Source organism: Embleya sp. NPDC127516 (assembly GCF_044765325.1).
Lineage (GTDB): Bacteria > Actinomycetota > Actinomycetes > Streptomycetales > Streptomycetaceae > Embleya.
Map to the genome: position 1 here is coordinate 20,276 of NZ_JBIWJT010000019.1, position 23,302 is coordinate 43,577.

A 23,302-nucleotide genomic window follows, 5' to 3' on the forward strand; every position below is an offset into this window, starting at 1 on the left:
ATCTGTGGAGCACCTGATGACGAACACGGACACGAGGGTCCTCGACGCGCTGCGGACCTCGCTCAAGGAGAACGAGCGACTGCGGCAGCGGAACCGGGACCTGACCGACGCGGCCGGCGAGCCGATCGCGATCGTCGGGATGAGCTGCCGCTACCCGGGCGGCGTGGGCTCGCCCGAGGACCTGTGGCGACTGGTCGCCGAGGGCGGCGACGGCATCACCGGCTTCCCCGAGGACCGGGGCTGGGACCTGGGCACGCTCTTCGACGACGACCCGGAGCGAGCCGGCACCTCGTACGCCCGCGAGGGCGGATTCCTGCACGACGCCCTGGAGTTCGACGCGGCGTTCTTCGGCATCTCGCCGCGCGAGGCGCTCGCGATGGACCCGCAGCAGCGGTTGCTCCTGGAGACGTCCTGGGAGGCGTTCGAACGGGCCGGGATCGACCCCGAGTCGGTACGGGGCACCCGAACCGGGATCTTCGCCGGGCTGATGTACCACGACTACGCGTCGCGGGTGCGCCGGGTACCGGAGGACGTCGAGGGCTATCTGGGCAACGGCAGCGCGGGCAGCGTCGCCTCCGGCCGGGTGTCGTACACGATGGGCCTGGAGGGCCCGGCGGTCACCGTGGACACCGCGTGCTCGTCCTCGCTGGTCACCCTGCACCTGGCGGTCCAGGCGCTGCGCCGGGGCGAGTGCACGCTGGCCCTGGCCGGCGGTGCCACCGTGATGTCCAGCCCGGGTACCTTCGTGGCGTTCAGCCGCCAGCGCGGCCTGTCCTCGGACGGGCGCTGCAAGTCGTTCGCGGCGGCGGCGGACGGCACCGGCTGGGCCGAGGGCGTCGGGATGCTGCTCCTGGAACGGCTCTCCGACGCACAGCGCAACGGCCATCGGGTGCTCGCGCTGGTCCGGGGTACCGCGCTCAACCAGGACGGCGCCAGCAACGGCCTCACCGCGCCCAACGGCCCGGCCCAGCAGCGGGTGATCCGGGCCGCGCTGGCGGACGCCGGGCTGGCCGCCGCGGACGTCGACGCGGTCGAGGCGCACGGCACCGGGACCGCGCTGGGCGACCCGATCGAGGCGCAGGCCCTGTTGGCCACGTACGGGAGGGCGCACACCGCCGAACGCCCGCTGTGGCTGGGCTCGTTGAAGTCGAACATCGGTCACACCCAGGCGGCGGCCGGGGTCGGCGGCGTGATCAAGATGGTCCAGGCGATGCGGCACGGCGTACTGCCGAAGAGCCTGCACATCGACCGGCCGACCCGCCAGGTGGACTGGTCCACGGGCGCGGTGTCCCTGCTGACCGAGCCGGTGGCCTGGCCGGAGCGGGACGCCCCGCGCCGTGCCGGAGTGTCCTCGTTCGGGATCAGCGGCACCAACGCGCACGTCATCCTCGAACAGGCGCCGCCGGCCGAACCGATCGAGTCCGGTGCCGGTGTCGACGGCGATCGGCACGACCACGCCACCCTGGTCCTGTCCGGGCGCGGCGCGGACGCGCTGCGCGGGCAGGCGGCGCGACTGCGACAGTTCCTGGCCGACCGGCCGGACCTGTCGATCGCCGAGGTCGGCCGCGCGCTCGCGGGCTCCCGAACCGCCTTCGAGCACCGCGCCGTGATCCTGGGCCCCGAACGCGAGGACCTGCTCGCCGGACTCGAATCGCTGGCCGCCGCCGACCCGGCGATGCCCGCGCCGAACGTGGTCCTGGGCACGGCCCTGGGCGAGGCGGCGGACGTCGGCGTGGCACTGGTGTTTCCGGGTCAGGGGTCGCAGTGGGTCGGCATGGCGGCCGAACTCCTGGACACCTCGCCCGTGTTCGCGGCGGGGGTCGCGGAGTGTGAGGCGGCGTTGGCGGAGTTCGTCGACTGGTCGCTGGTCGAGGTGTTGCGGGGCGGTGCGGGTGCGGCGTCGTTGGACCGGGTGGATGTGGTCCAGCCGGTGTTGTTTGCGGTGATGGTGTCGTTGGCGCGGGTGTGGCGCTCGTTCGGTGTGGTGCCGGCCGCGGTGGTGGGTCATTCGCAGGGTGAGATCGCGGCGGCGTGTGTCGCGGGCGGGCTGACGTTGTCGGATGCGGCGCGCGTGGTGGCGTTGCGCAGTCAGGCGATCGCGCGGTCGCTGGCCGGGCGCGGCGGCATGGTGTCCATACCGCTGCCGCTCGCCGAGGTCGAGGAGGAACTGACCCGGTGGGACGGCCGGATCGGTGTCGCCGCCGTGAACGGTCCGGCGTCCACGGTGGTCTCGGGCGACGCGGACGCGCTGGACGAGCTGATGGCGCACTTCGAGGCGGCCGAGATCCGGATCCGGCGGATCCCGGTGGACTACGCGTCGCACTCGGCGCACGTCGAGGACCTGCGCGCGGAACTGCTCGACGTACTGGACCCGATCGAGCCTCGCGAGTCGGAGATCCCGTTCTACTCGACGGTGCTCGAGGACTGGCTGCACACCGGGCGCCTGGACGCCGAGTACTGGTATCGGAACCTGCGCGAGACGGTGCGCTTCGAGCAGGCCGTGGACACGCTGTCCCGGCAGGGCATCGACATCTTCGTCGAGGCGAGCCCGCACCCCGTGCTGACCGTCGGCGCGCGCGAGACGCTCGAGGCCGGAGAGAGCTCGGGGGTCGCGCTGGGCTCGCTGCGGCGCGACGAGGGCGGCCTGGGCCGCTTCCTGCACTCGGTCGCCGAGGCGCACGTGCACGGCGCCCGAGTGGACTGGACCGCGGCCTTCCCCGAGGCCGCCGGGCACCCCATCGACCTGCCCACGTACGCGTTCCAGCGGCAACACTTCTGGCTGGACGCCGGCGACGCGGGCCCCTCGGACGCCTCGGGGCTGGGGCTGGCGTCGGCGGAGCACCCGCTGCTGGGCGCGGTCGTACCGCTGCCCGAGACCGGTGGACTGCTGTGCACCGGCAGGTTGTCCACACGGACCCGACCGTGGTTGCTCGACCACGCCGTGCACGACGTGGTGATCCTTCCCGGTACGGCGTTCGTCGAACTGGCGATCGCGGCGGGCGACCGGGTCGGCTGCGGTGTGGTCGAGGAACTGACCCTGCACGCACCGCTGGTGATCCCGATCGAGGGCGGCGTACGGCTTCAGCTCACCGTGGGCGGACCGGACGAGGAGGGTCGCCGGGCGTTCACCGTGCACGCCTCGGACGAGCGGGCGCCGGCGGAGCAGCCGTGGACACGGCACGCCTCCGGAGTGCTCGGCGGCGCACGATCGGCGCCGGCCGGTGGTGCGGCGGCGCAGTGGCCGCCGGCGGGCGCGGCGGAGGTGCCGGTCGAGGACCTGTACCCGAGCCTGGCGGACGCGGGCCTGGGCTACGGGCCGGTGTTTCGCGGGCTGCGTCGGGCCTGGCGGGTCGGCGACGAGGTGTACGCCGAGGTGTCCCTGCCGGAGGGTGTCTCGCCGGCCGATTTCGGCATCCACCCGGCGCTGCTGGACGCGGCCCTGCACGCGGTGGCGCTGGGCGCGGGGGAGCGGGCCGAGGTGCGGCTGCCGTTCTCCTGGTCCGGGGTCGTGCTGCACGCGACGGGTGCGGACACGCTGCGGGTGCGGGTGGCGCCGCAGGGCGCGGGTGCGGACGCGGTCTCGGTCGAGGCCGTGGACGCCGGCGGTGCGCCGGTCGTCTCGGTCGGGTCGCTGGTGTTGCGACCCCTTGCCGCCGAGCAGGTGCGCGACGCGGGGCGGGCGACTCAGGACGCCCTGTTCCGACCCACCTGGCCGGAGTGGGAACCGGCCGTGGACGACGGTGCGGCGGAGGGGACCTGGGTGGTTCTCGGGGAGAACGCCGACGGACCGCTGAGCGCGGCGCTGCGGGAGGCGGGGGTCCAGACGACCGCGATCGGTTCGCTCGCCGAACTGCCGACCTCGGCGGAGCAGGAGCCGCCGGCCCTCGTGTTGTTCGCCGCCTTCGGCGAGACCGGGACGCCGTATGCCGGCGAGTCGGGCGTGAGCGTCGCGGACGCCGCCCGGCTCGCCACCCACCGCGCGCTCGGCGTCGCCCAGGAGTGGCTGGCCGACGAACGCTTCGCGCAGTCCCGACTCGTCGTGGTCACCCGAGGTGCCGTCCCGGTCGGCGCGGGCGCGGACACCGATCCGGTGGGCGCGGCGGTGCGCGGCCTGATCCGCACCGCCCAGACCGAACAGCCCGGCCGATTCGTGCTGCTGGACCTGGCCGAAGCCGCCGACGCGGTCCGCGTCCTGCCGATCCTGCGGGCGAGCGACGAACCGCAGTTCGCGGTGCGCGCCGGGCGGGTGCGGGTGTCCCGGCTGGCCCGCGCGGCGGCCGAGGACGCACTGATCCCGCCGAACTCGGACGGTGCCTGGCGCCTGGACATCCCGGTCAAGGGCACCCTGGAGGACCTGGCGCTGCTGCCCGCGCCGCGTGCGCGGGAGCCGCTGGCCGCGCACGAGGTGCGGATCGAGGTGCGCGCGGCCGGACTGAATTTCCGCGACGTGCTCGTCGCGCTCGGCATGTATCCCGGGGACGACGCGCTGCTGGGCGCCGAAGGCGCGGGTGTGGTCACCGAGATCGGCACCGAGGTGACCCACGTCGCGCCGGGCGACCGGGTGATGGGCGTGTTCTCCGGCGGATTCGGCCCGATCGTGGTGGCCGACGGACGGATGGTGGTGCGGGTGCCCGCCGACTGGTCGTTCGCCCAGGCGGCGTCGATCCCGGTGGTGTACGCGACGGCGTACTACGGGCTGGTGGATCTGGCCGGCCTGCGGCGGGGTGAGTCGTTGTTGGTGCACGCGGCGGCCGGTGGCGTCGGGATGGCGGCGGTGCAGTTGGCCCGCCACCTCGGCGTCGAGATCTGGGGTACCGCGAGCCCGGCCAAGTGGGCGGCGACCGGACTGCCCGAGGAACGCCTCGCGTCGTCGCGCTCCCTGGGCTTCGGCCAGCGGTTCGAGGGCGCGGGCAACGGCCGCGGCTTCGACGTGGTGCTGAACTCGCTGGCCGGGGAATTCGTCGACGAATCGCTCGGATTGCTGGCGGCCGGCGGTCGGTTCGTGGAAATGGGCAAGACCGACATCCGCGATGCCGACGCGGTGGCCGCCGAGCGGCCCGGAGTGACGTACCGCGCGTTCGACCTCGTGGGCGACGCCGGACCGGTCCGGGTCGGCGAGATCCTCGGTGAACTCGTCGCGCTCTTCGAGCAGGGCGTGCTGACCCCGCTGCCGATCGTCGAGTGGGACATCCGCCGCGCCCCGACCGCCTTCCGCTACCTGCGCGAAGCCAAGAACGTGGGCAAGGTCGTACTCACCATGCCCCGGGCCGTGAACCCGGACGGCACGGTGCTGATCACCGGTGCGAGCGGCGTGCTGGGCGGACTGTTGGCCCGGCACCTGGTGACCGAACGCGGCGTGCGCCACCTGCTGTTGGTGTCTCGGCGCGGCGCGGACGCGGCAGGTGCCGGGGAACTCGCCGCCGAACTGGCCGAATCGGGTGCGACGGTGCGATTCGCGGCGGCCGACGCGACCGACCGGGCGGCGCTCGCCCAGGTGTTGGCCGGAATCTCCCCGGAGCATCCGCTGACCGGCGTCGTGCACGCGGCGGGCGTCCTGGACGACGGGGTGATCGGTTCGCTGACACCCGACCGGGTGGACGCGGTCTTCCGGGTCAAGGCGGACGCGGCGGTGCATCTGGACGAGTTGACCGCGGACGCGGACCTGGCGATGTTCGTGCTGTTCTCCTCCGCGGCCGGCACGTTCGGCGGTCCGGGGCAGGGCAATTACGCTGCGGCGAACGCCTTCCTGGACGCGGTGGCGGCCGGTCGGCGGGCGCGCGGGTTGCCCGGTGTGTCGTTGGCCTGGGGTCTGTGGGCCCAGTCCAGCGCGATGACCGGGCACCTGAGCGAGGGCGACCTGCGCCGGATGGCGCGCGGCGGACTGATCCCGCTGTCCACCGAACTGGGACTGGCCCTGTTCGACGCCGCGCAGCTCGTCGACGAGCCGGTACTGGTACCCACCCGGCTGGAACCGGCCGCGCTGCGCGACGTGGCACCGGAGGCCGTCCCGCACCTGCTCCGCGCGCTGGGCACCGGGTCGGCGCGGCGTACCGCGCGGGCCGGATCGAGCGGCGGAGGCCGGTCCTCGGTGGCGGATCGGCTCGCGGGCCTGCCCGCCGCCGAACGGGAACGGGTGCTGGTCGAGTTGGCCCGCACCCACGCGGCGGCCGTGCTCGGTTACGGGTCGGCGGCCGCGGTGGACAAGGATCGGGCGTTCAAGGAGTTGGGCTTCGACTCGCTCACCGCGGTCGAACTGCGCAACCGGCTCAACGCCGCGACCGGACTGCGGCTGCCCGCCACGCTGGTCTTCGACTACCCCACCCCGGCGCTGCTCGCCGCGCACCTGGGCGCCGAACTGGCGCCGGCGGCGGGCCCCACCTCGGCGGCCACGCTGCTGGCCGAACTGGACCGCGTGGACGCGGCCCTGGGCGAGGTGGAGGTGCCGGATCAGGACCGCACCAGGATCACCGCGCGGCTGCGCGCGCTGCTGTGGAAGTGGAACGAGGGCGCCGACTCGGCGACCGAGGACGCCCCGGTCGCCCGGGACGAGGTCGACACGGCCAGCGACGACGAGATGTTCGACCTGATCGACAACGAGCTCGGCGTGTCCTGACCGGGTCCCGTACGTACGAATCGCGTGTTCTGAAGGGGAGTTGACGGCACGGTGGCGAACGCGAACGAAGAGAAGCTGCGGGACTACCTCAAGCGGGTCACCAACGACCTGCGCGAGACCCGCCGGCGGCTGGCCGCCGCGGAGGAGAGCGACCACGAGCCGATCGCGATCGTCGGCATGGGCTGCCGATTCCCCGGCGGGGTGTCCTCGCCCGAGGACCTGTGGCGGTTGGTCGCCGAGGGCGGCGACGGCATCACCGGCTTCCCGGACAACCGCGGTTGGGACCTGGAGACGCTGTTCGACGACGACCCGGACCACGTGGGCACCTCGTACGCCCGCACGGGCGGATTCCTGCACGACGCAGGCGAGTTCGACGCGGCGTTCTTCGGTATCTCGCCGCGCGAGGCGCTCGCGATGGACCCGCAGCAGCGGCTGCTCCTGGAGACGTCCTGGGAGGCCCTGGAGCGGGCCGGCATCCGCCCCGAGTCGATCCGCGGGAGCGGCACCGGCGCGTACATCGGCGCGATGTTCCAGGACTACGCGGTACGGATGGACGAGGCCACGGCGGCGAACCTGGAGGGCTTCCTGGTCACCGGCCGGGCCACCAGCGTCGCCTCGGGCCGGCTGTCGTACACGCTGGGCCTGGAGGGCCCGGCGGTCACCGTGGACACGGCCTGTTCGTCGTCGCTGGTGGCGCTGCACCTCGCGGTGCGCGCGCTGCGGCACGGCGAGTGCGCGCTCGCCCTGGCCGGCGGCGCGACCGTGATGGCCACGCCCAGCACCTTCGTGGGATTCAGCCGGCAGCGCGGTCTGTCCGCGGACGGCCGGTGCAAGGCGTTCGGCGCCGACGCGGACGGCTTCGGCTCCGCCGAGGGCGTCGGCATCCTGGTCCTGGAGCGACTGTCCGACGCCCGGCGCAACGGCCGCACGGTGCTCGCCGTCGTCCGCGGCTCCGCGATCAACCAGGACGGTGCGAGCAACGGGTTGACCGCGCCGAACGGTCCGTCGCAGCAGCGGGTGATCGAGGCCGCGTTGGCGGATGCGCGGTTGTCGGCGGGTGACGTGGACGCGGTGGAGGCGCACGGTACCGGGACGGCGTTGGGTGATCCGATCGAGGCGCAGGCGCTGTTGGCCACGTACGGGCGCGACCGCGACGCGGAACGCCCGTTGTGGCTGGGGTCGTTGAAGTCGAACGTCGGCCACACCCAGGCGGCGGCCGGGGTCGGCGGCGTGATCAAGATGGTCCAGGCCCTCCGACACGGCGTGTTGCCCAGGACGCTGCACGTGGACCGGCCCACCGACCGGGTCGACTGGTCGACGGGAGCGGTCTCGCTGCTCGCGGAGCAGGTGGCCTGGCCGGAGACGGGCCGGCCCCGACGGGCCGCCGTGTCCTCGTTCGGCATGAGCGGCACCAACGCGCACACCATCCTCCAGCAGGCCCCGGCTGCGGAGGAAGAGCCCGAAGCAGGGCCGGCGCCGGACGCGGTCGACGCCTCGGCCGGTGCCTTCGGGAGGACGATTCCGTGGGTCGTATCGGGCCGCACGGAGCGCGCGCTGACCGACCAGGCGGCGCGGCTGGCCGAGTTCGTCGCGGGTGGATCGCAGCGGTCGGTCGCCGAGGTGGGCCACGCGCTCGCCCGGTCGCGGTCGGCGTTCGAGCATCGGGCGGTGATACTCGGCGTCGAGCGGGACGAGTTCGTCGCCGGGCTGAAGTCTTTGTCGGTCGCCGACATGGCGACCGACGAGCGCGTACTGAGCGGCGGTGGCGGCATCGGCCGCCCCCTCGCGCTGGTGTTTCCGGGTCAGGGGTCGCAGTGGGTCGGGATGGCGGCCGAACTGTTGGACGCCTCGCCGGTGTTCGCGGCGCGGATCGCGGAGTGTGAGTCGGCGTTGGCGGAGTTCGTCGACTGGTCGCTGGTCGAGGTGCTGCGCGATGGCGCACAGGCGCCGTCGTTGGACCGGGTGGATGTGGTCCAGCCGGTGTTGTTCGCGGTGATGGTGTCGTTGGCCGAGCTGTGGCGGTCGTTCGGGGTGGTGCCGGCGGCGGTGGTGGGTCATTCGCAGGGTGAGATCGCGGCGGCGTGTGTGGTCGGGGGTCTGACGTTGTCGGATGCGGCGCGCGTGGTGGCTTTGCGCAGTCAGGCGATCGCGCGGTCACTGGCCGGGCGGGGTGGGATGGTTTCGGTGCCGCTGCCGCTCGGCGAAGTCGAGGAGCGGCTGACCGGGTGGGACGGTCGGATCGGCATCGCGGCCGTGAACGGGCCTGCGTCGACAGTGGTTTCCGGCGATCCCGACGCGCTGGACGAGCTGGTTGCCGGGTACGAGGCCGAGGATGTGCGCGCCCGGCGGATTCCGGTGGACTACGCGTCGCACTCGACCCATGTGGAGGATCTGCGGGACGAACTCCTGGAGATTCTGGGTCCGATCGTGCCCCGTTCGTCGGTGGTTCCGTTCTACTCGGCGGTGACGGGTGAGCGGTTGGATACGGCGGGATTGGATGCCGCCTACTGGTTCCGGAATCTGCGGGAGCCGGTGCGGTTCGATCTGGCGACGCGGGCGCTGCTCGTGGACGGGATCGGGGCGTTCGTCGAGTCCAGTGCGCATCCGGTGCTCACGGTCGGCGTGCAGGGCACGCTCGACGACGCCGACTCCGACGCGGTCACGCTCGGGTCGCTGCGGCGCAACGAGGGCGGTCCGGACCGGTTCCTGACCTCGCTCGGCGAGGCGTTCGTGAACGGTGTGGACGTCGACTGGTCGCCGGCGTTCACCGCCACGACCGTCCGCGCGGCCGAACTGCCGACCTACGCCTTCCAGCACGAGCACTACTGGCTGCCGAACGTCGAGGGGTTGACCGACGCACGGCAATTGGGGCTCGGCGCGCCTCGGCACCCGCTGCTCGGTGCGGCGATCTCGATGCCGGAGTCCGGCGGAGTCCTGCTCACGGGCCGGCTGTCGGTGCGCACCCAGCCGTGGCTCGCCGACCACGCGGTGCACGGCACGGTACTGCTGCCGGGAACGGCGTTCGTCGAACTGGCGATCCAGGCCGGTGACCGGGTCGGCTGCCCGACCCTGGAGGAACTGACCCTGGAGGCACCACTCCTCCTGCCCGAACACGGCGCCGTACAGGTGCACCTGGCCACATCGGCGGCGGACGAGAGCGGGCGGCGCACCTTCGACGTGTACTCGCGGCCCGAGGACGCCGACGGGAGCGAGGAGCCGTGGACGCGGCACGCGTCGGGCGTACTCGGCGTGGCGGCGACGGAGGCGGTGCAGGGACTGACGACTTGGCCGCCGGCCGGTGCGGAGGAACTCGACACGTCCGGGCTGTACTCCGGCCTCGCGGACGCGGGCCTGGGCTATGGGCCGGTGTTCCGGGGCCTGCGCCGGGCCTGGCGGGCGGGCGAGGACGTGTTCGCCGAGGTCACCCTGCCGGAGGGTGTCTCGCCGGCCGACTTCGGGCTGCACCCCGCGCTCCTGGACGCGGCGCTGCATGCCGTGCTCCTCGGCACGACGGGCGGCGCGCCGGCCGAGGTGCGGCTGCCGTTCGCGTGGTCCGATGTCGTGCTGCACGCGACCGGGGCAGACGCGCTTCGGGTTCGGGTGACCGCGGCCGGACCGGACACGGTCTCCGTGCTGGTGGCCGACGCGACGGGCAACCCGGTGGCCTCGATCGCCTCGCTGGTCGCCCGTCCGGTGGCCGCCGACGGGCTCCGGCCCACCGTGAATACCCGGGACGCGTTGTTCCGCACCGACTGGATCCCGCTGGAGCCGGCCGCGGACGCGACCCCCGCCGGTCGTCGCGTCCACCTCGGTGTCTCCGAGACGGACCTCGGTCTCGACGGTCTCGAGCCGGCGGCCGACGCGGACGCCGCGCTCGCCGACGGTGCGGCCGTGCCGGAGCTGGTTTTCGTGGACCTCGGTGCGGACGACGCCGGCGTCGAGCCGGCGCAGGCCGCGCGGGCGGCGACGAGTCGGGCACTGGCCCTTGTACAGCGATGGGTGGCCGACGAGCGGTTCGCCGATGCCCGGCTGGTCCTGGTCACCCGGGGCGGCGCCACGACGGGCGCCGATCCCTCGGTCGCCGCCGCCCGAGGGCTGGTGCGGTCGGCACAGGCGGAGCATCCCGGGCGGATCGTGCTGCTCGACCTGGACGGCGAGGCGATCCCGTCGGACGTGCTGAACGGCGCCCTCGCGGGGGACGAACCGCAACTCGCGGTCCGGGCCGGCACGGTGTACGCGCCCCGGCTGGTCCGGGCCGCCGAGACCACCGCCCTGCTTCCGCCTACCGACGTCGCCGGATGGCGGCTGGCCGCGTCGGCCGATGGATCGCTGGCCGAACTGGCCCTGCTCCCGGACCGGGACGGCGAGGAGCCGTTGGCGGCCGGTCAGGTTCGGGTGGCGGTCCGGGCCGCCGGGCTGAACTTCCGGGATGTGCTGATCGCCCTCGGGATGTATCCGGGCGAGGCGTCGTTGGGCAGTGAAGGCGCCGGGGTGGTCGTCGAGATCGGGCCCGGAGTGCACGACCTGACCCCGGGCGATCGGGTGATGGGCCTGTTCGCGGGTGCCTTCGGGCCGCTCGCGGTGGCCGACGCCCGGATGGTGGTGCGGGTGCCGACGGGTTGGTCGTTCGAGCAGGCGGCGTCGGTGCCGGTGGTGTTCGCGACGGCGTACTACGGGCTGGTGGATCTGGCCGGGCTGCGGCGGGGTGAGTCGTTGTTGGTGCACGCGGCGGCCGGTGGTGTCGGGATGGCGGCGGTGCAGGTGGCCCGCCACCTCGGCGCCGAGATCTGGGGTACGGCGAGTCCGGCGAAGTGGGCCGCGACCGGGTTGGGCGACGAACGCTTGGCCTCGTCCCGATCGGTCGGCTTCGGCGAGCGCTTCGCGACGGCGGGCGACGGGCGCGGCTTCGATGTCGTATTGAACTCGCTGGCCCGGGAGTTCGTGGACGAATCGCTCGCACTGCTCGCTCCCGGCGGTCGGTTCGTGGAGATGGGCAAGATTGACATCCGAGACGCGGACGCGGTGGCCGCCGAGCGGCCCGGGGTGACGTACCGCGCGTTCGACCTCGTCGCCGATGCCGGGCCGGACCGCATCCACGAGATCCTCACCGAGATCCTGGCGCTGTGCGAGAGCGGCGCCTTGCACCCGCTGCCGACGAGCGCGTGGGACCTGCGCCGCGCGCCCGACGCGATGCGGCACCTGCGCGAGGCCCGCCACGTGGGCAAGTTGGTGCTGCGGGTCCCACGCACCCCGGATCCCGACGGCACGGTACTGATCACCGGTGCGAGCGGTGCACTCGGCGGACTGCTGGCCCGGCATCTGGTGACCGAACACGGCGCGCGAAACCTCCTGTTGCTTTCCCGGCGCGGTGCGGACGCACCGGGCGCCGCCGAACTCGCCGCGGAACTGCGCGAGTCGGGAGCGGAGGTGGCCTTCGCGGCGGCCGACGTCGGCGACCGGACGGCGCTCGCCGAGGTGCTGGCCGCGATTGCGCCGGAGCATCCGTTGACCGGCGTGGTGCACGCGGCGGGTGTGTTGGACGACGGCGTGATCGAGTCGTTGACGCCCGACCGGATCGACGCGGTCTTCCGTGCCAAGGTCGACGCGGCGGTGCACCTGGACGAGCTGACCGCGGACGCGGACCTGGCGATGTTCGTGCTCTTCTCCTCCGCCGCCGGCACGTTCGGCGGTCCGGGGCAGGCCAACTACGCCGCGGCGAACGCCTTCCTGGACGCGCTGGCCGAGCGCCGGCACGCGCGCGGGTTGCCCGGTGTGTCGTTGGCCTGGGGCCTGTGGGCCCAGTCCACCGGGATGACCGGGCACCTGAGCGAGGGCGACCTGCGCCGGATGGCGCGTGGCGGACTGATCCCGCTGACCACCGAGCAGGGGTTGGCCCTGCTCGATGCCGCGCTCGCGCTCGACGAGCCCGCGCTCGTGCCGACCCGCCTGGACCTGTCGACGCCGCGCGAGGCTGCCACCAGTGCGACTCCGCACCTGCTGCGCGGCCTGGTCCGGACCCGGACGCGTCGCACCGTCGCGGCAGGGCCCGCGGCCGGCGGCACCGCACTGGCCCAACGACTGGCCGGGAACACCGCGGCCGAACGCGCCGACGCGCTGCGCGAACTCGTCCGCGTCCAGGTCGCCACCGTGCTCGGGCACGGGTCGGCGGCCGCGGTGGACAAGGATCGGGCGTTCAAGGAGTTGGGCTTCGACTCGCTCACCGCGGTCGAACTGCGCAACCGGCTCAACGCCGCGACCGGACTGCGGCTGCCCGCCACGCTGGTCTTCGACTACCCCACCCCGGCCGTACTGGCGCAGTACCTGCACGACCGGCTCTTCGACACGACGGCAGACCCCACGCCGGCTCGGCCGGCCGCCGAACCCGGGTCGGACCACGAGCCGATCGCGATCGTCGGGATGGGCTGCCGGTTCCCCGGCGACGTGGCGTCGCCGGACGACCTGTGGCGCCTGGTGTCGCGGGGTGGCGACGCGATCACCGGTTTCCCGCAGGACCGGGGCTGGGATCTGGCGGGGCTGTACGACCCGGACCCGGAGCATCCCGGCACCAGCTACACCCGGCAGGGCGGATTCCTGCACGACGCGGGCGAGTTCGACGCGGCGTTCTTCGGTATCTCGCCGCGCGAGGCGCTCGCGATGGACCCGCAGCAGCGACTGCTCCTGGAGACGTCGTGGGAGGCGTTCGAGCGGGCCGGAATCGATCCGGACACGGTTCGGGGCAGCCGGACCGGCGTCTTCGTCGGTGCCATCGCGCAGGACTACGCGGGGCGGCCGGGCGACGGCGCGACCGGCCTGGAGGGCCACCTGCTCACCGGCAACGCGGCCTCCGTGATCAGCGGCCGGATCTCCTACACCTTCGGTCTGGAGGGGCCGGCCATCACGGTCGACACCGCGTGCTCGTCCTCGCTGGTCGCGCTGCACCTGGCCGTGCAGGCACTGCGCCACGACGAGTGCGCCATGGCACTCGCCGGAGGAGTGACGGTGATGTCGGCCCCCGGCATGTTCGTCGCGTTCAGCAAGCAGCGCGGACTGGCGGTGGACGGCCGGTGCAAGGCGTTCGGCGCCGACGCGGACGGCTTCGGCTCCGCCGAGGGCGTCGGCATGCTGGTGCTGGAACGGCTGTCCGACGCGCGGCGCAACGGGCACCGCGTGCTGGCCGTGGTGCGCGGTACGGCGGTCAACCAGGACGGTGCGAGCAATGGGTTGACCGCGCCGAACGGTCCGTCGCAGCAGCGGGTGATCGAGGCCGCGTTGGCGGATGCCCGGTTGTCGGCGGGTGATGTGGACGCGGTGGAGGCGCACGGTACCGGGACGGCGTTGGGTGATCCGATCGAGGCGCAGGCGTTGTCGGCCACGTACGGGCGCGACCGCGACGCGGAACGCCCGTTGTGGCTGGGGTCGTTGAAGTCGAACATCGGGCACGCGCAGGCCGCCGCCGGGGTGGCGGGTGTGATCAAGATGGTCGAGGCGCTGCGTCGAGGCGCACTGCCCCGGACGCTGCACGCGGACGAGCCCTCCCCGCACATCGACTGGTCCTCGGGGACAGTGTCGCTGCTCACCGAGGCGCGGGAGTGGCCGGAGCGCGACGCACCCCGCCGCGCGGGCGTCTCCTCGTTCGGGATCAGCGGCACGAACGCGCACGCGATCCTCGAACAGGCCGAACCCGAGCCCGCTGCGGAAAAGTCCGAAGCGGAGCCGACCGGCTCGACGCCCGCCGTCCCGTGGCCGCTGTCCGCGCGCAGTGCGAGCGGACTGCGCGACCAGGCCGCGCGCCTGCGCGAGTTCGTGGTCGCCCACCCGGACACTACGCCCATCGACATCGGCTGGTCACTGGCACGGACCCGATCCGTGTTCGACCACCGCGCGGTGGTCGTGGGCACCGACCGCGACACGCTGCTCGCCGGTCTCTCCGACCTCGCGGTCGGCACGGGCCCGGCGGCCGGCCGAGCCGTGGCACTGGTGTTTCCGGGTCAGGGGTCGCAGTGGGTCGGGATGGCGGCCGAACTGTTGGATGCCGCGCCGGTGTTCGCTGCGCGGATCGCGGAGTGTGAGGCGGCGTTGGCGGAGTTCGTCGACTGGTCGCTGGTCGAGGTGTTGCGGGGCGGTGTGGATGCGCCGTCGTTGGACCGGGTGGATGTGGTCCAGCCGGTGTTGTTCGCGGTGATGGTGTCGTTGGCCGAGCTGTGGCGGTCGTTCGGGGTGGTGCCGGCGGCGGTGGTGGGTCATTCGCAGGGTGAGATCGCGGCGGCGTGTGTGGCCGGGGGTCTGACGTTGTCGGACGCGGCGCGCGTGGTGGCTTTGCGCAGTCAGGCGATCGGGCGGTCGCTGGCCGGGCGGGGCGGCATGGTGTCCGTACCGTTGCCGCTCGCCGAGGTCGAGGAACGGCTGAGTCGGTGGGCCGGCCGGGTCGGCGTGGCGACGGTGAACGGACCGACGTCCACGGTCGTCTCGGGTGACCCGGACGCGCTGGAGGAGCTGATCGCCGCGCTGGCCGCCGAGTTCGGCGTCGAGGCCCGGCGGATTCCGGTGGACTACGCGTCGCACTCCACGCATGTGGAGGATCTGCGGGACGAACTTCTGGAGATTCTCGCTCCGATCGTGCCGCGTTCGTCGGTGGTTCCGTTCTACTCGGCGGTGACGGGTGAGCGGTTGGATACGGCGGGGTTGGACGCGGGGTATTGGTTCCGGAATCTGCGGGAGCCGGTGCGGTTCGATCTGGCGACGCGGGCGCTGCTCGCGGACGGGATCGGGGCGTTCGTCGAGTCCAGTGCGCATCCGGTGCTCACGGTCGGCGTGCAGGGCACGCTCGACGACGCCGACTCCGACGCGGTCACGCTCGGGTCGCTGCGGCGCAACGAGGGCGGGCTCGATCGGTTCCTGACCTCGCTCGGCGAGGCGTTCGCGCACGGCGTGGAGGTCGACTGGTCGCAGGCTTTCGCGGGTACCGGCGCTCGGGTCGTCGAACTGCCCACCTACGCCTTCCAGCACGAGCACTACTGGCTGAAGTCGGTCGAGTCGACGAGCACGGATGTCGCCGGACTCGGGCTCGGCAGCGCGGGACACGCGCTCCTGGGTGCGGCGGTCGCGCTGCCCGACTCGGGCGGGTTCGCGTTCACCGGTCGACTTTCGGTGCGGACCCATCCCTGGCTGGCCGACCACGCGGTGCTCGGTGCGATCCTGGTGCCCGGAACGGCGTTCGTGGACCTGGCCGTTCGGGCCGCCGACCAGGTCGGCTGCGCGTCGGTCGAGGAACTGGTGGTCGAGGCCCCGATCGTGCTGACCGAGGACGGCGCGGTGCGGCTGCACGTATCCGTCTCGGCTCCCGACGAGGCCGGCTATCGGCAACTGGGGATCTACTCCCGCGCGGAGGAGCCGGGGGACGCGGGAGGCACGGAAGCGGGCGAGGACGAGTGGCGTCGGCACGCCACCGGTGTGCTCGCCCGCGAAGCCAAGGACGACAGGGGGCGATCCGCCGACGCCGATGCGGCCGTGTGGCCGCCGACGGGTGCCGTTCCGGTGGATGTGGACGGGTTCTACGACCGGTTGTTGCGCGGCGGCTACGGCTACGGCCCGGTTTTCCAGGGACTGCGTCGGGTCTGGCGGCGCGGCGACGAGGTGTTCGCCGAGGTGGCGCTGCCGGAGGAGACGCCGGCGGCCGGCTTCGGGGTGCATCCGGCGCTGCTGGATGCCGCACTGCACACGGTCTTCCTGCGTGCCGAGGGCGAGCGGACGTCGCCCGATTCGGGCATTCGACTGCCGTTCATGTGGTCCGGGGTCACGCTCCACGGCTCGGGCGCCTCGGCGCTGCGGGTACGCCTGGCGTCGGCCGGGCCGGACGCGGTGTCCCTCGACGTCGCCGACGAGAGCGGTCGCCCGATCGCCTCGGCCGGATCGCTGGTGTTCCGGCCGGTGGCCGAGGAACTGCTGCGGTCCGCCGGCACGGCCGGAGCGGACGGGCTGTACCGCGTGCGGTGGATCCCGGCCGAAGACCCGGTCGAGGGCCCGGCGCCCACCGTGCTCCGACTGGGCCCGGCCGGCGAACTGCCGAACACGCTCGACACAGTGACCCCGGACCTGGTCGTGTACGAGTTCGCATCGACGTCGAGTTCCGCGGCGCTCGACCCGGGGGCCCACGAACCCACGCTCCGCTCCCTGGCGTTGGCGCAGTCGTGGCTGGCCGACGAGCGTTTCGGCGGCTCCCGGTTGGTCCTGGTCGGGCGGGGAGCGCACGTCGATCCGGAACTCGCGGCGGCCTTCGGGCTGGTGCGGTCGGCGCAGGCCGAACACCCGGACCGCTTCGTCCTGGTCGACGCCGAGCCGGAGAAGCCGGCCGCGGGCGGCACAACAGGCCCGACCGACGCGCAACTCGCGGCGGCGGTGGCCACCGGCGAGCCGTATGTCGCGCTCGTCGACGGCGCGCCGCGGGTACCCCGACTCACTCGGGACGAGCCGGCGGCGGACACGGCGCACGAGGATGCGGCGCCGACGTGGGGCCCGGACAGCCGGGTCCTGATCACCGGTGGCACCGGCACGCTCGGCGCGCTGGTGGCCCGACACCTGGTGCGCCGGCACGGTGTGCTGGACCTGGTCCTCACCAGTCGCCGCGGTCCGGACGCACCCGGTGCCCGCGAACTGGCCGACGAACTGGTCGAGGCGGGTGCCCGGGTCGCCGTCGTGGCCTGTGACGTCGCGGACCGCGACGCGGTGGCCGGGCTGCTCGCCGGGCATCGGTTCGACGCGGTGGTGCACGCGGCCGGCGCGTTGGACGACGGCCTGGTCGAGTCGCTCACGCCCGAGCGGATCGCCGGTGTCTTCGGGCCCAAGGCGGACGCGGCGGCGCATCTGGACGCGCTGACCCGCGAGCACGGCGACGGCCCGACGGCCCTCGTGCTCTTCTCGTCGGCGGCCGGTCTGCTCGGCGGCCCCGGACAGGCGAACTACGCGGCGGCCAACGCGTTCCTGGACGCACTCGCGGCCCGGCGCCGGGCCGAGGGCCTGCCCGGGACGTCGATCGCGTGGGGCCGCTGGGAGACGGCCAGCGAGCTGACCGGGGGACTGGACGCGAACGAGCTGGCCCGGCTGGGCCGGGCGGGCGTGGCCGGCCTGTCCGACGACGAGGGACTCGCCCTGTTCGACGCGGCGATCCACAGCGACGCCACGGTCCTGGCCGCGCGCCTGGACCACACCGCGCTCCAGGCCGCGGCCCTGGACGGGGTGCTCCAGCCGATCCTGCACGGCCTGGTCCGAACCCCGGCCAAGCGGGCGGCGCGGGAGGGCGACGCGGCCCGACCGCTGCGCGAGCTGCTGGCCGAATTGCCGGTCGGGCAGCGCGCGCACGCCGTGTCGGACCTGGTGCGCAAGCACGTGGCGGCGGTGCTGGGTCACGCCTCGGCGGACGCGGTCGACCCGGACCGCTCGTTCAAGGAACTGGGCTTCGACTCCCTGATCGGTGTCGAACTGCGCAATCGGCTCGGCGCGGCGGCGGGCCTGCGGTTGCGGGCCACGCTGATCTTCGATCACCCGACGCCCGCGGCGCTGGCCGACTGGCTGCGCGCCGAGCTGGTGCCGGACACCGATCGGCCGGTGCTGCCGGTCCTGGCCGAGCTGGACCGCCTGGAGGCGGCACTGGCCGGCACCGCGGCCGCGGGGCCCGCCGGGGACGAACGCGCGCTGATCGCCGAACGCCTGCGGCAGTTGTTGTGGACGTGGAGCGACGCGCCGCACGACGGCGCCGACGAGGAAGGCGACGCTCGCACCGGTCCGGAACTGACCACCGCCTCGGCGGCGGAGATGTTCGCGCTCATCGACGACGAATTCGGCGCCCTGGACGCCGATTCGGCCAGCCACGGGGGTTGAGGAAATGTCGGAAACCGAAGAACAGAAACTGCTGGACTACCTCAAGCGGGTCACCGGCGACCTGCGCCGCGCGCACCAGCGTATCCGTGCCCTGGAGGAGCGGGACGCCGAACCGATCGCGATCGTCGGGATGAGCTGCCGCTACCCGGGTGGAGTGAACTCGCCCGAGGACCTGTGGCAACTGGTGCACGCCGGCGGTGACGCGATCAGCGAATTCCCCAGCGACCGCGGTTGGGACGTGGCCGACCTGTACGACCCGGACCCGGACCGGCCGGGCAAGACATACACCCGCGAGGGCGGCTTCCTGTACGACGCGGCCGAGTTCGACGCCGGCTTCTTCGGCATCTCGCCGCGCGAGGCGCTGGCCACCGATCCGCAGCAGCGTCTGCTCCTGGAGACCGCGTGGGAGGCGTTCGAGCGGGCCGGCATCGACCCGGGCTCACCCGACGCGCGCTCGACCGGCGTGTTCACCGGGCTGATGTACCACGACTACGCGACCCGGCTGCGATCCGTGCCCGAGGGCATGGAAGGCCAGTTGGGGCACGGCAACGCGGGCAGCATCGCGTCGGGTCGGGTGGCCTACGCGCTCGGCCTGGAGGGGCCGGCCGTGACCCTGGACACGGCCTGCTCGTCCTCGCTGGTCGCGCTGCACTGGGCGGCCCAGGCGCTGCGCCGGGGCGACTGCTCGCTGGCCCTGGCCGGTGGCGTCACGGTGATGTTCACCCCGGGGGTGTTCCTCGAGTTCAGCCGGCAGCGCGGGCTGGCCCCCAACGGTCGGTGCAAGTCGTTTGCGAACGCGGCGGACGGCACCGGCTGGTCCGAGGGCGCGGGCATGTTGCTGCTGGAGAAGTTGTCGGACGCGCGGCGGCACGGGCATCCCGTGCTCGCCCTGGTCCGGGGCACCGCGGTCAACTCCGACGGCGGCGGCACCGGCCTGACCGTGCCCAACGGCGCCGCCCAGCAGCGGGTGATCCGGCAGGCCCTGGAGGCGGCCCGGCTGACCCCGGAGCAGGTGGACGCGGTCGAGGCGCACGGCACCGGCACCACGTTGGGCGACCCGATCGAGGCGCACGCGCTGCTGGCCACCTACGGCCGCGACCGGCCCGCCGAACAACCCCTGTGGCTGGGCTCGTTGAAGTCCAACCTGGGGCACACCCAGGCCGCCGCGGGGGTGGCCGGGGTGATCAAGATGGTGCAGGCGATGCGGCACGGCGTACTGCCGCGCACGCTGCACGTGGACGAGCCCTCTGAGCACGTGGACTGGTCCTCGGGCGCGGTACGCCTGCTCACCGAGTCGATGGCGTGGCCGGACACCGGCCGGCCGCGCCGCGCGGGCGTGTCCTCGTTCGGGATCAGCGGCACCAACGCGCACGCGATCCTGGAACAGCCGCCCGCCCCCGCCGAGGACGAGCGCGACCCGGTCCCGGACGGCGTGCCGGTGCCGGTGCTGCTGTCGGCGCGCTCCGCCGACGCGCTGCGCGACCAGGCGCTGCGCCTGGGCCTGCACATCCGACTGCGGCCCGAAGAGCGGATCGCCGACATCGCCTGGTCGCAGGCGCACACCCGGGCGGTGTTCGGCCACCGGGCGGTGCTGGTGGCCGCCGATCAGGAGGAGTTGGCCGGCGCGCTCAAGACGCTCGCACGTGGGCAGAGCGGCGCCGCGGTGATCACCGGGCGCACCGGCACCACCGTGGCCCGCCCGAGCGGCCTGGGCTTCCTGTTCAGCGGACAGGGCAGCCAGCGACCGCGGATGGGCCGGTTGTTGCGCGAGACGGAGCCGGTGTTCGCCGAGGCGTTCGACGCCGCGTGCGCCGAACTGGACCTGCGGCTGGCCGGGCACGTCGAGGTGCCGCTGACGGAGGTGCTCGCGGCCGGGGAGGGTACGCCGACGGCGGCGCTCCTGGACCGCACGGTGTACACCCAGGCCGGGCTGTTCGCGTTGGAGGTGGGGCTGTTCCGGCTCGCGTGGAGCTGGGGGCTGCGGCCGGACCACCTGCTCGGCCACTCGATCGGCGAGCTCGCCGCCGCGCACGTGGCCGGTGTTTGGTCGTTGCCGGACGCGGCGGCGCTGGTGGCCGCGCGCGGGCGGCTGATGCAGGCGCTGCCGGCGGGCGGCGCGATGCTGGCGATCCAGGCGACGGAGGAGGAGGCGAACGCCGCGATCGCGGACCACCCGGGTGGGTTGGCCGTGGCGGCGGTGAACGGGCCGCACTCGGTGGTGCTCTCCGGCGACGCGGACGCGGTGGCGGCGGTTGCCCGGGAGTGGGCCGAGCGTGGTCGCAAGGCCACCCGGCTGCGGGTGAGCCACGCCTTCCACTCGCCGCACATGGACCCGATGGCGGCCGAGTTCCGCCGGGTGGCCGCCGCGCTGGAGGCGCGCGAACCGGAGATCCCGGTGATCTCCAACCTGACCGGGCGGCCCGCGACCGCCGACGAGTTGGGTTCGCCGGACTACTGGGTGCGGCACGTCCGCGAGGCGGTGCGCTTCCACGACGGGGTGCGCGCCCTGGTCGGGCAGGGTGTGGGCACCTTCGTCGAACTGGGCCCGGACGGCGTGCTCAGCGCGATGGCCGGACAGTGCCTGACCGACGTCCCGGACGCGGTGGTGGTGCCACTGCTGCGCAAGGACCGGCCCGAGCCCCGCGCGGTCGCCGAGGCGCTGGCCCACGTGCACGTGCGCGGGGTCGCGGTGGACTGGTCGCGGGTGTTCGCGCCGCGGCGGGGACGCCGGGTGGAGCTGCCGACCTATCCGTTCCAGCGCCGCCGCTACTGGCTGGAGGATCGACCCGGATTCGGCCCCACGGCGGCCGACTCGCCGCTGTGGCACGCCGTCGAGCGCGAGGACGCGGCGGCACTGGCCCGCGAGCTGGACGCGGAGGACGAACAGGCGCTGCTGGAGTCGGCGCTGCCGCTGCTGGCCGACTGGTACCGGCGGCGGATGGAGGACCGGGGATCGGCCCCGGGTCTGCCCGACGACCTGCCCGAGCGGGCCGAGTCCGACGCGCGCTCGCAGGCGCTGCCCGCCCGGCTGGCCGTCCTCTCCCCGGACGAGCGGGTGCGGGCGCTGGGCGAGGTGGTGCGCGAACACGTGGCCGCCGTGCTCGGCCACCCCGATCCCGACGCGATCGAGCCGGACAGCGAGTTCCTCGACCTGGGCTTCGCGTCGCTGACCGCGGTCGAACTGACCAAGCGGCTGGCCGAGGCGACCGGCCTGGAGCTGAACCCGACGCTGATCTACGACTACAACAACTCGGCGCTGGTGGCCGGCTTCATCGCCGACGAGTTGGCCCGCTCCGCCGCCTCGGCCGACGACGCCGTGCCGGACCTCACCCAGGAAGGCCACCGATGACCACCGCGACCGATCCGACCCGAACCGGGACGCCCGAAGCCCCGGATCCGCGCGATCCCGAACTACGCCTGGCCGCACTGTTCGACCCGGACACCCTGCTCCCGCGCGAACCCCGCGACGACAGCGGCGTACTCACCGCCGAGGGCAGCGTGCACGGCCTGCCGGTGCTCGCCTACTGCACCGACGCCACCCGGATGGGCGGCGCGCTGGGCTCGCCCGGCGCGGACCGGATCATCGCCGCGATCGACGACGCGGTGGACCGGGGCCTGCCGGTGATCGGGCTCTGGCACTCCGGCGGGGCCAAACTCGCCGACGGCGTGGCCTCGATGGACGGCGTGGGCCGGATGTTCGCCGCGATGACCCGCGCCTCGGGCCTGGTGCCGCAGATCTCCGTGGTGCTCGGCCCGGCCGCGGGCGCCGCCGCGTACGGTCCCGCGCTCACCGACATCGTGGTGATGGCGGAGACCGGCCGGATGTTCGTCACCGGCCCGGACGTGGTGCGCAGCGTCACCGGGGAGCAGATCGACATGGTCGGACTCGGCGGCGCCGAGGCACACGGCCGCCAGTCCGGGGTCGCGCACGTGACCACGGCATCCGAGGCGGAGGCGATCGAACAGGCGCGCACACTCGTGGAGTTGCTGAGCCGCCCGGGCCGGCCCGACCCGGCGGCGGTCGTCGGTGAGGCCGCGGAGAACCCCCGGCGACTGTTACCGGACCGGCCCCGGCGCGCCTACGACGTGCACCCGCTGGTCCGCGAACTCCTGGACGACCGGGCGTTCCTGGAACTCCAGGCGCGCTGGGCCGCGAACATCGTGATCGGCTTCGGCCGGCTCGCCGGCGGCACCGTCGGGGTGATCGCCAACAACCCGCTGCGCAAAGGCGGTTGCCTGGACTCGCTGTCCGCGGAGAAGTCCTCGCGGTTCGTCCGGATGTGCGACGCGCTCGGCGTACCGCTGGTGGTCCTGGTGGACGTGCCCGGCTACCTGCCCGGGGTCGGCCAGGAGTGGGGCGGGGTGATCCGGCGCGGCGCCAAGCTGTTGCACGCGTTCGCCGCCGCGGTGGTGCCGCGGGTGACCCTGGTGACCCGCAAGTCCTACGGCGGCGCCTACATCGCGATGAACTCCCGTTCGCTGGGCGCGACCGCGGTGTACGCGTGGCCGGAGGCCGAAGTCGCGGTGATGGGCGCGGAGGCGGCCGTCGGCGTGCTGCACCGCAAGAAGATCGCGGCCACCGCCGAGGCGGACCGTCCCGCACTGCTGGCCCGCCTGGTCACCGAACACGAACAGGCTTCCGGCGGGGTGAGCCGGGCGCTGGACATCGGGGTGGTGGACGAGGTGATCGAACCCGACGAGACCCGCTTCCGGCTGGCCCAGGCGCTGGCCGGAGCGCCCGCCGACCGAGGCCGGCACGGCAACATCCCGCTCTGATCCGGACCGTCCGCGCACATCACCCACCGAGTCGAACCC

Annotated in this window: 4 protein-coding genes and 1 pseudogene; all 5 read left to right on the plus strand. The window is 73.8% G+C overall.

What is annotated here, in order from left to right; genetic code table 11:
* The first annotated feature begins 16 nt into the window (after positions 1-16).
* The 5 genes and pseudogenes from ACIRL2_RS32150 to ACIRL2_RS32170 all read left to right on the plus strand — a co-directional run bounded on the left by ACIRL2_RS32150 (position 17) and on the right by ACIRL2_RS32170 (position 23,263).
* Complete coding sequence (locus tag ACIRL2_RS32150) at positions 17-6,613, plus strand: SDR family NAD(P)-dependent oxidoreductase (protein WP_402236715.1); 6,597 nt, start codon at positions 17-19, stop codon at positions 6,611-6,613.
* A gap of 51 nt (positions 6,614-6,664) precedes the next feature.
* Positions 6,665-6,721 (plus strand): annotated as a pseudogene (locus ACIRL2_RS32155) (polyketide synthase docking domain-containing protein); the annotation flags it as partial.
* A gap of 60 nt (positions 6,722-6,781) precedes the next feature.
* On the plus strand, positions 6,782-18,487 hold the full coding sequence (locus ACIRL2_RS32160) for an SDR family NAD(P)-dependent oxidoreductase (RefSeq protein WP_402236928.1): 11,706 nt from the start codon (positions 6,782-6,784) through the stop codon (positions 18,485-18,487).
* 4 nt (positions 18,488-18,491) lie between these two features.
* Entirely contained in the window at positions 18,492-21,836 is a 3,345-nt protein-coding gene (locus ACIRL2_RS32165; RefSeq protein WP_395867214.1) for a type I polyketide synthase, read from the plus strand.
* The gene (locus ACIRL2_RS32170) at positions 21,833-23,263 is read left to right on the plus strand and encodes an acyl-CoA carboxylase subunit beta (protein WP_395867216.1); all 1,431 of its coding nucleotides are present in this window, start codon (positions 21,833-21,835) and stop codon (positions 23,261-23,263) included. The genes ACIRL2_RS32165 and ACIRL2_RS32170 overlap by 4 nt, the downstream gene beginning before the upstream one ends.
* The last annotated feature ends 39 nt before the right edge of the window (positions 23,264-23,302 follow it).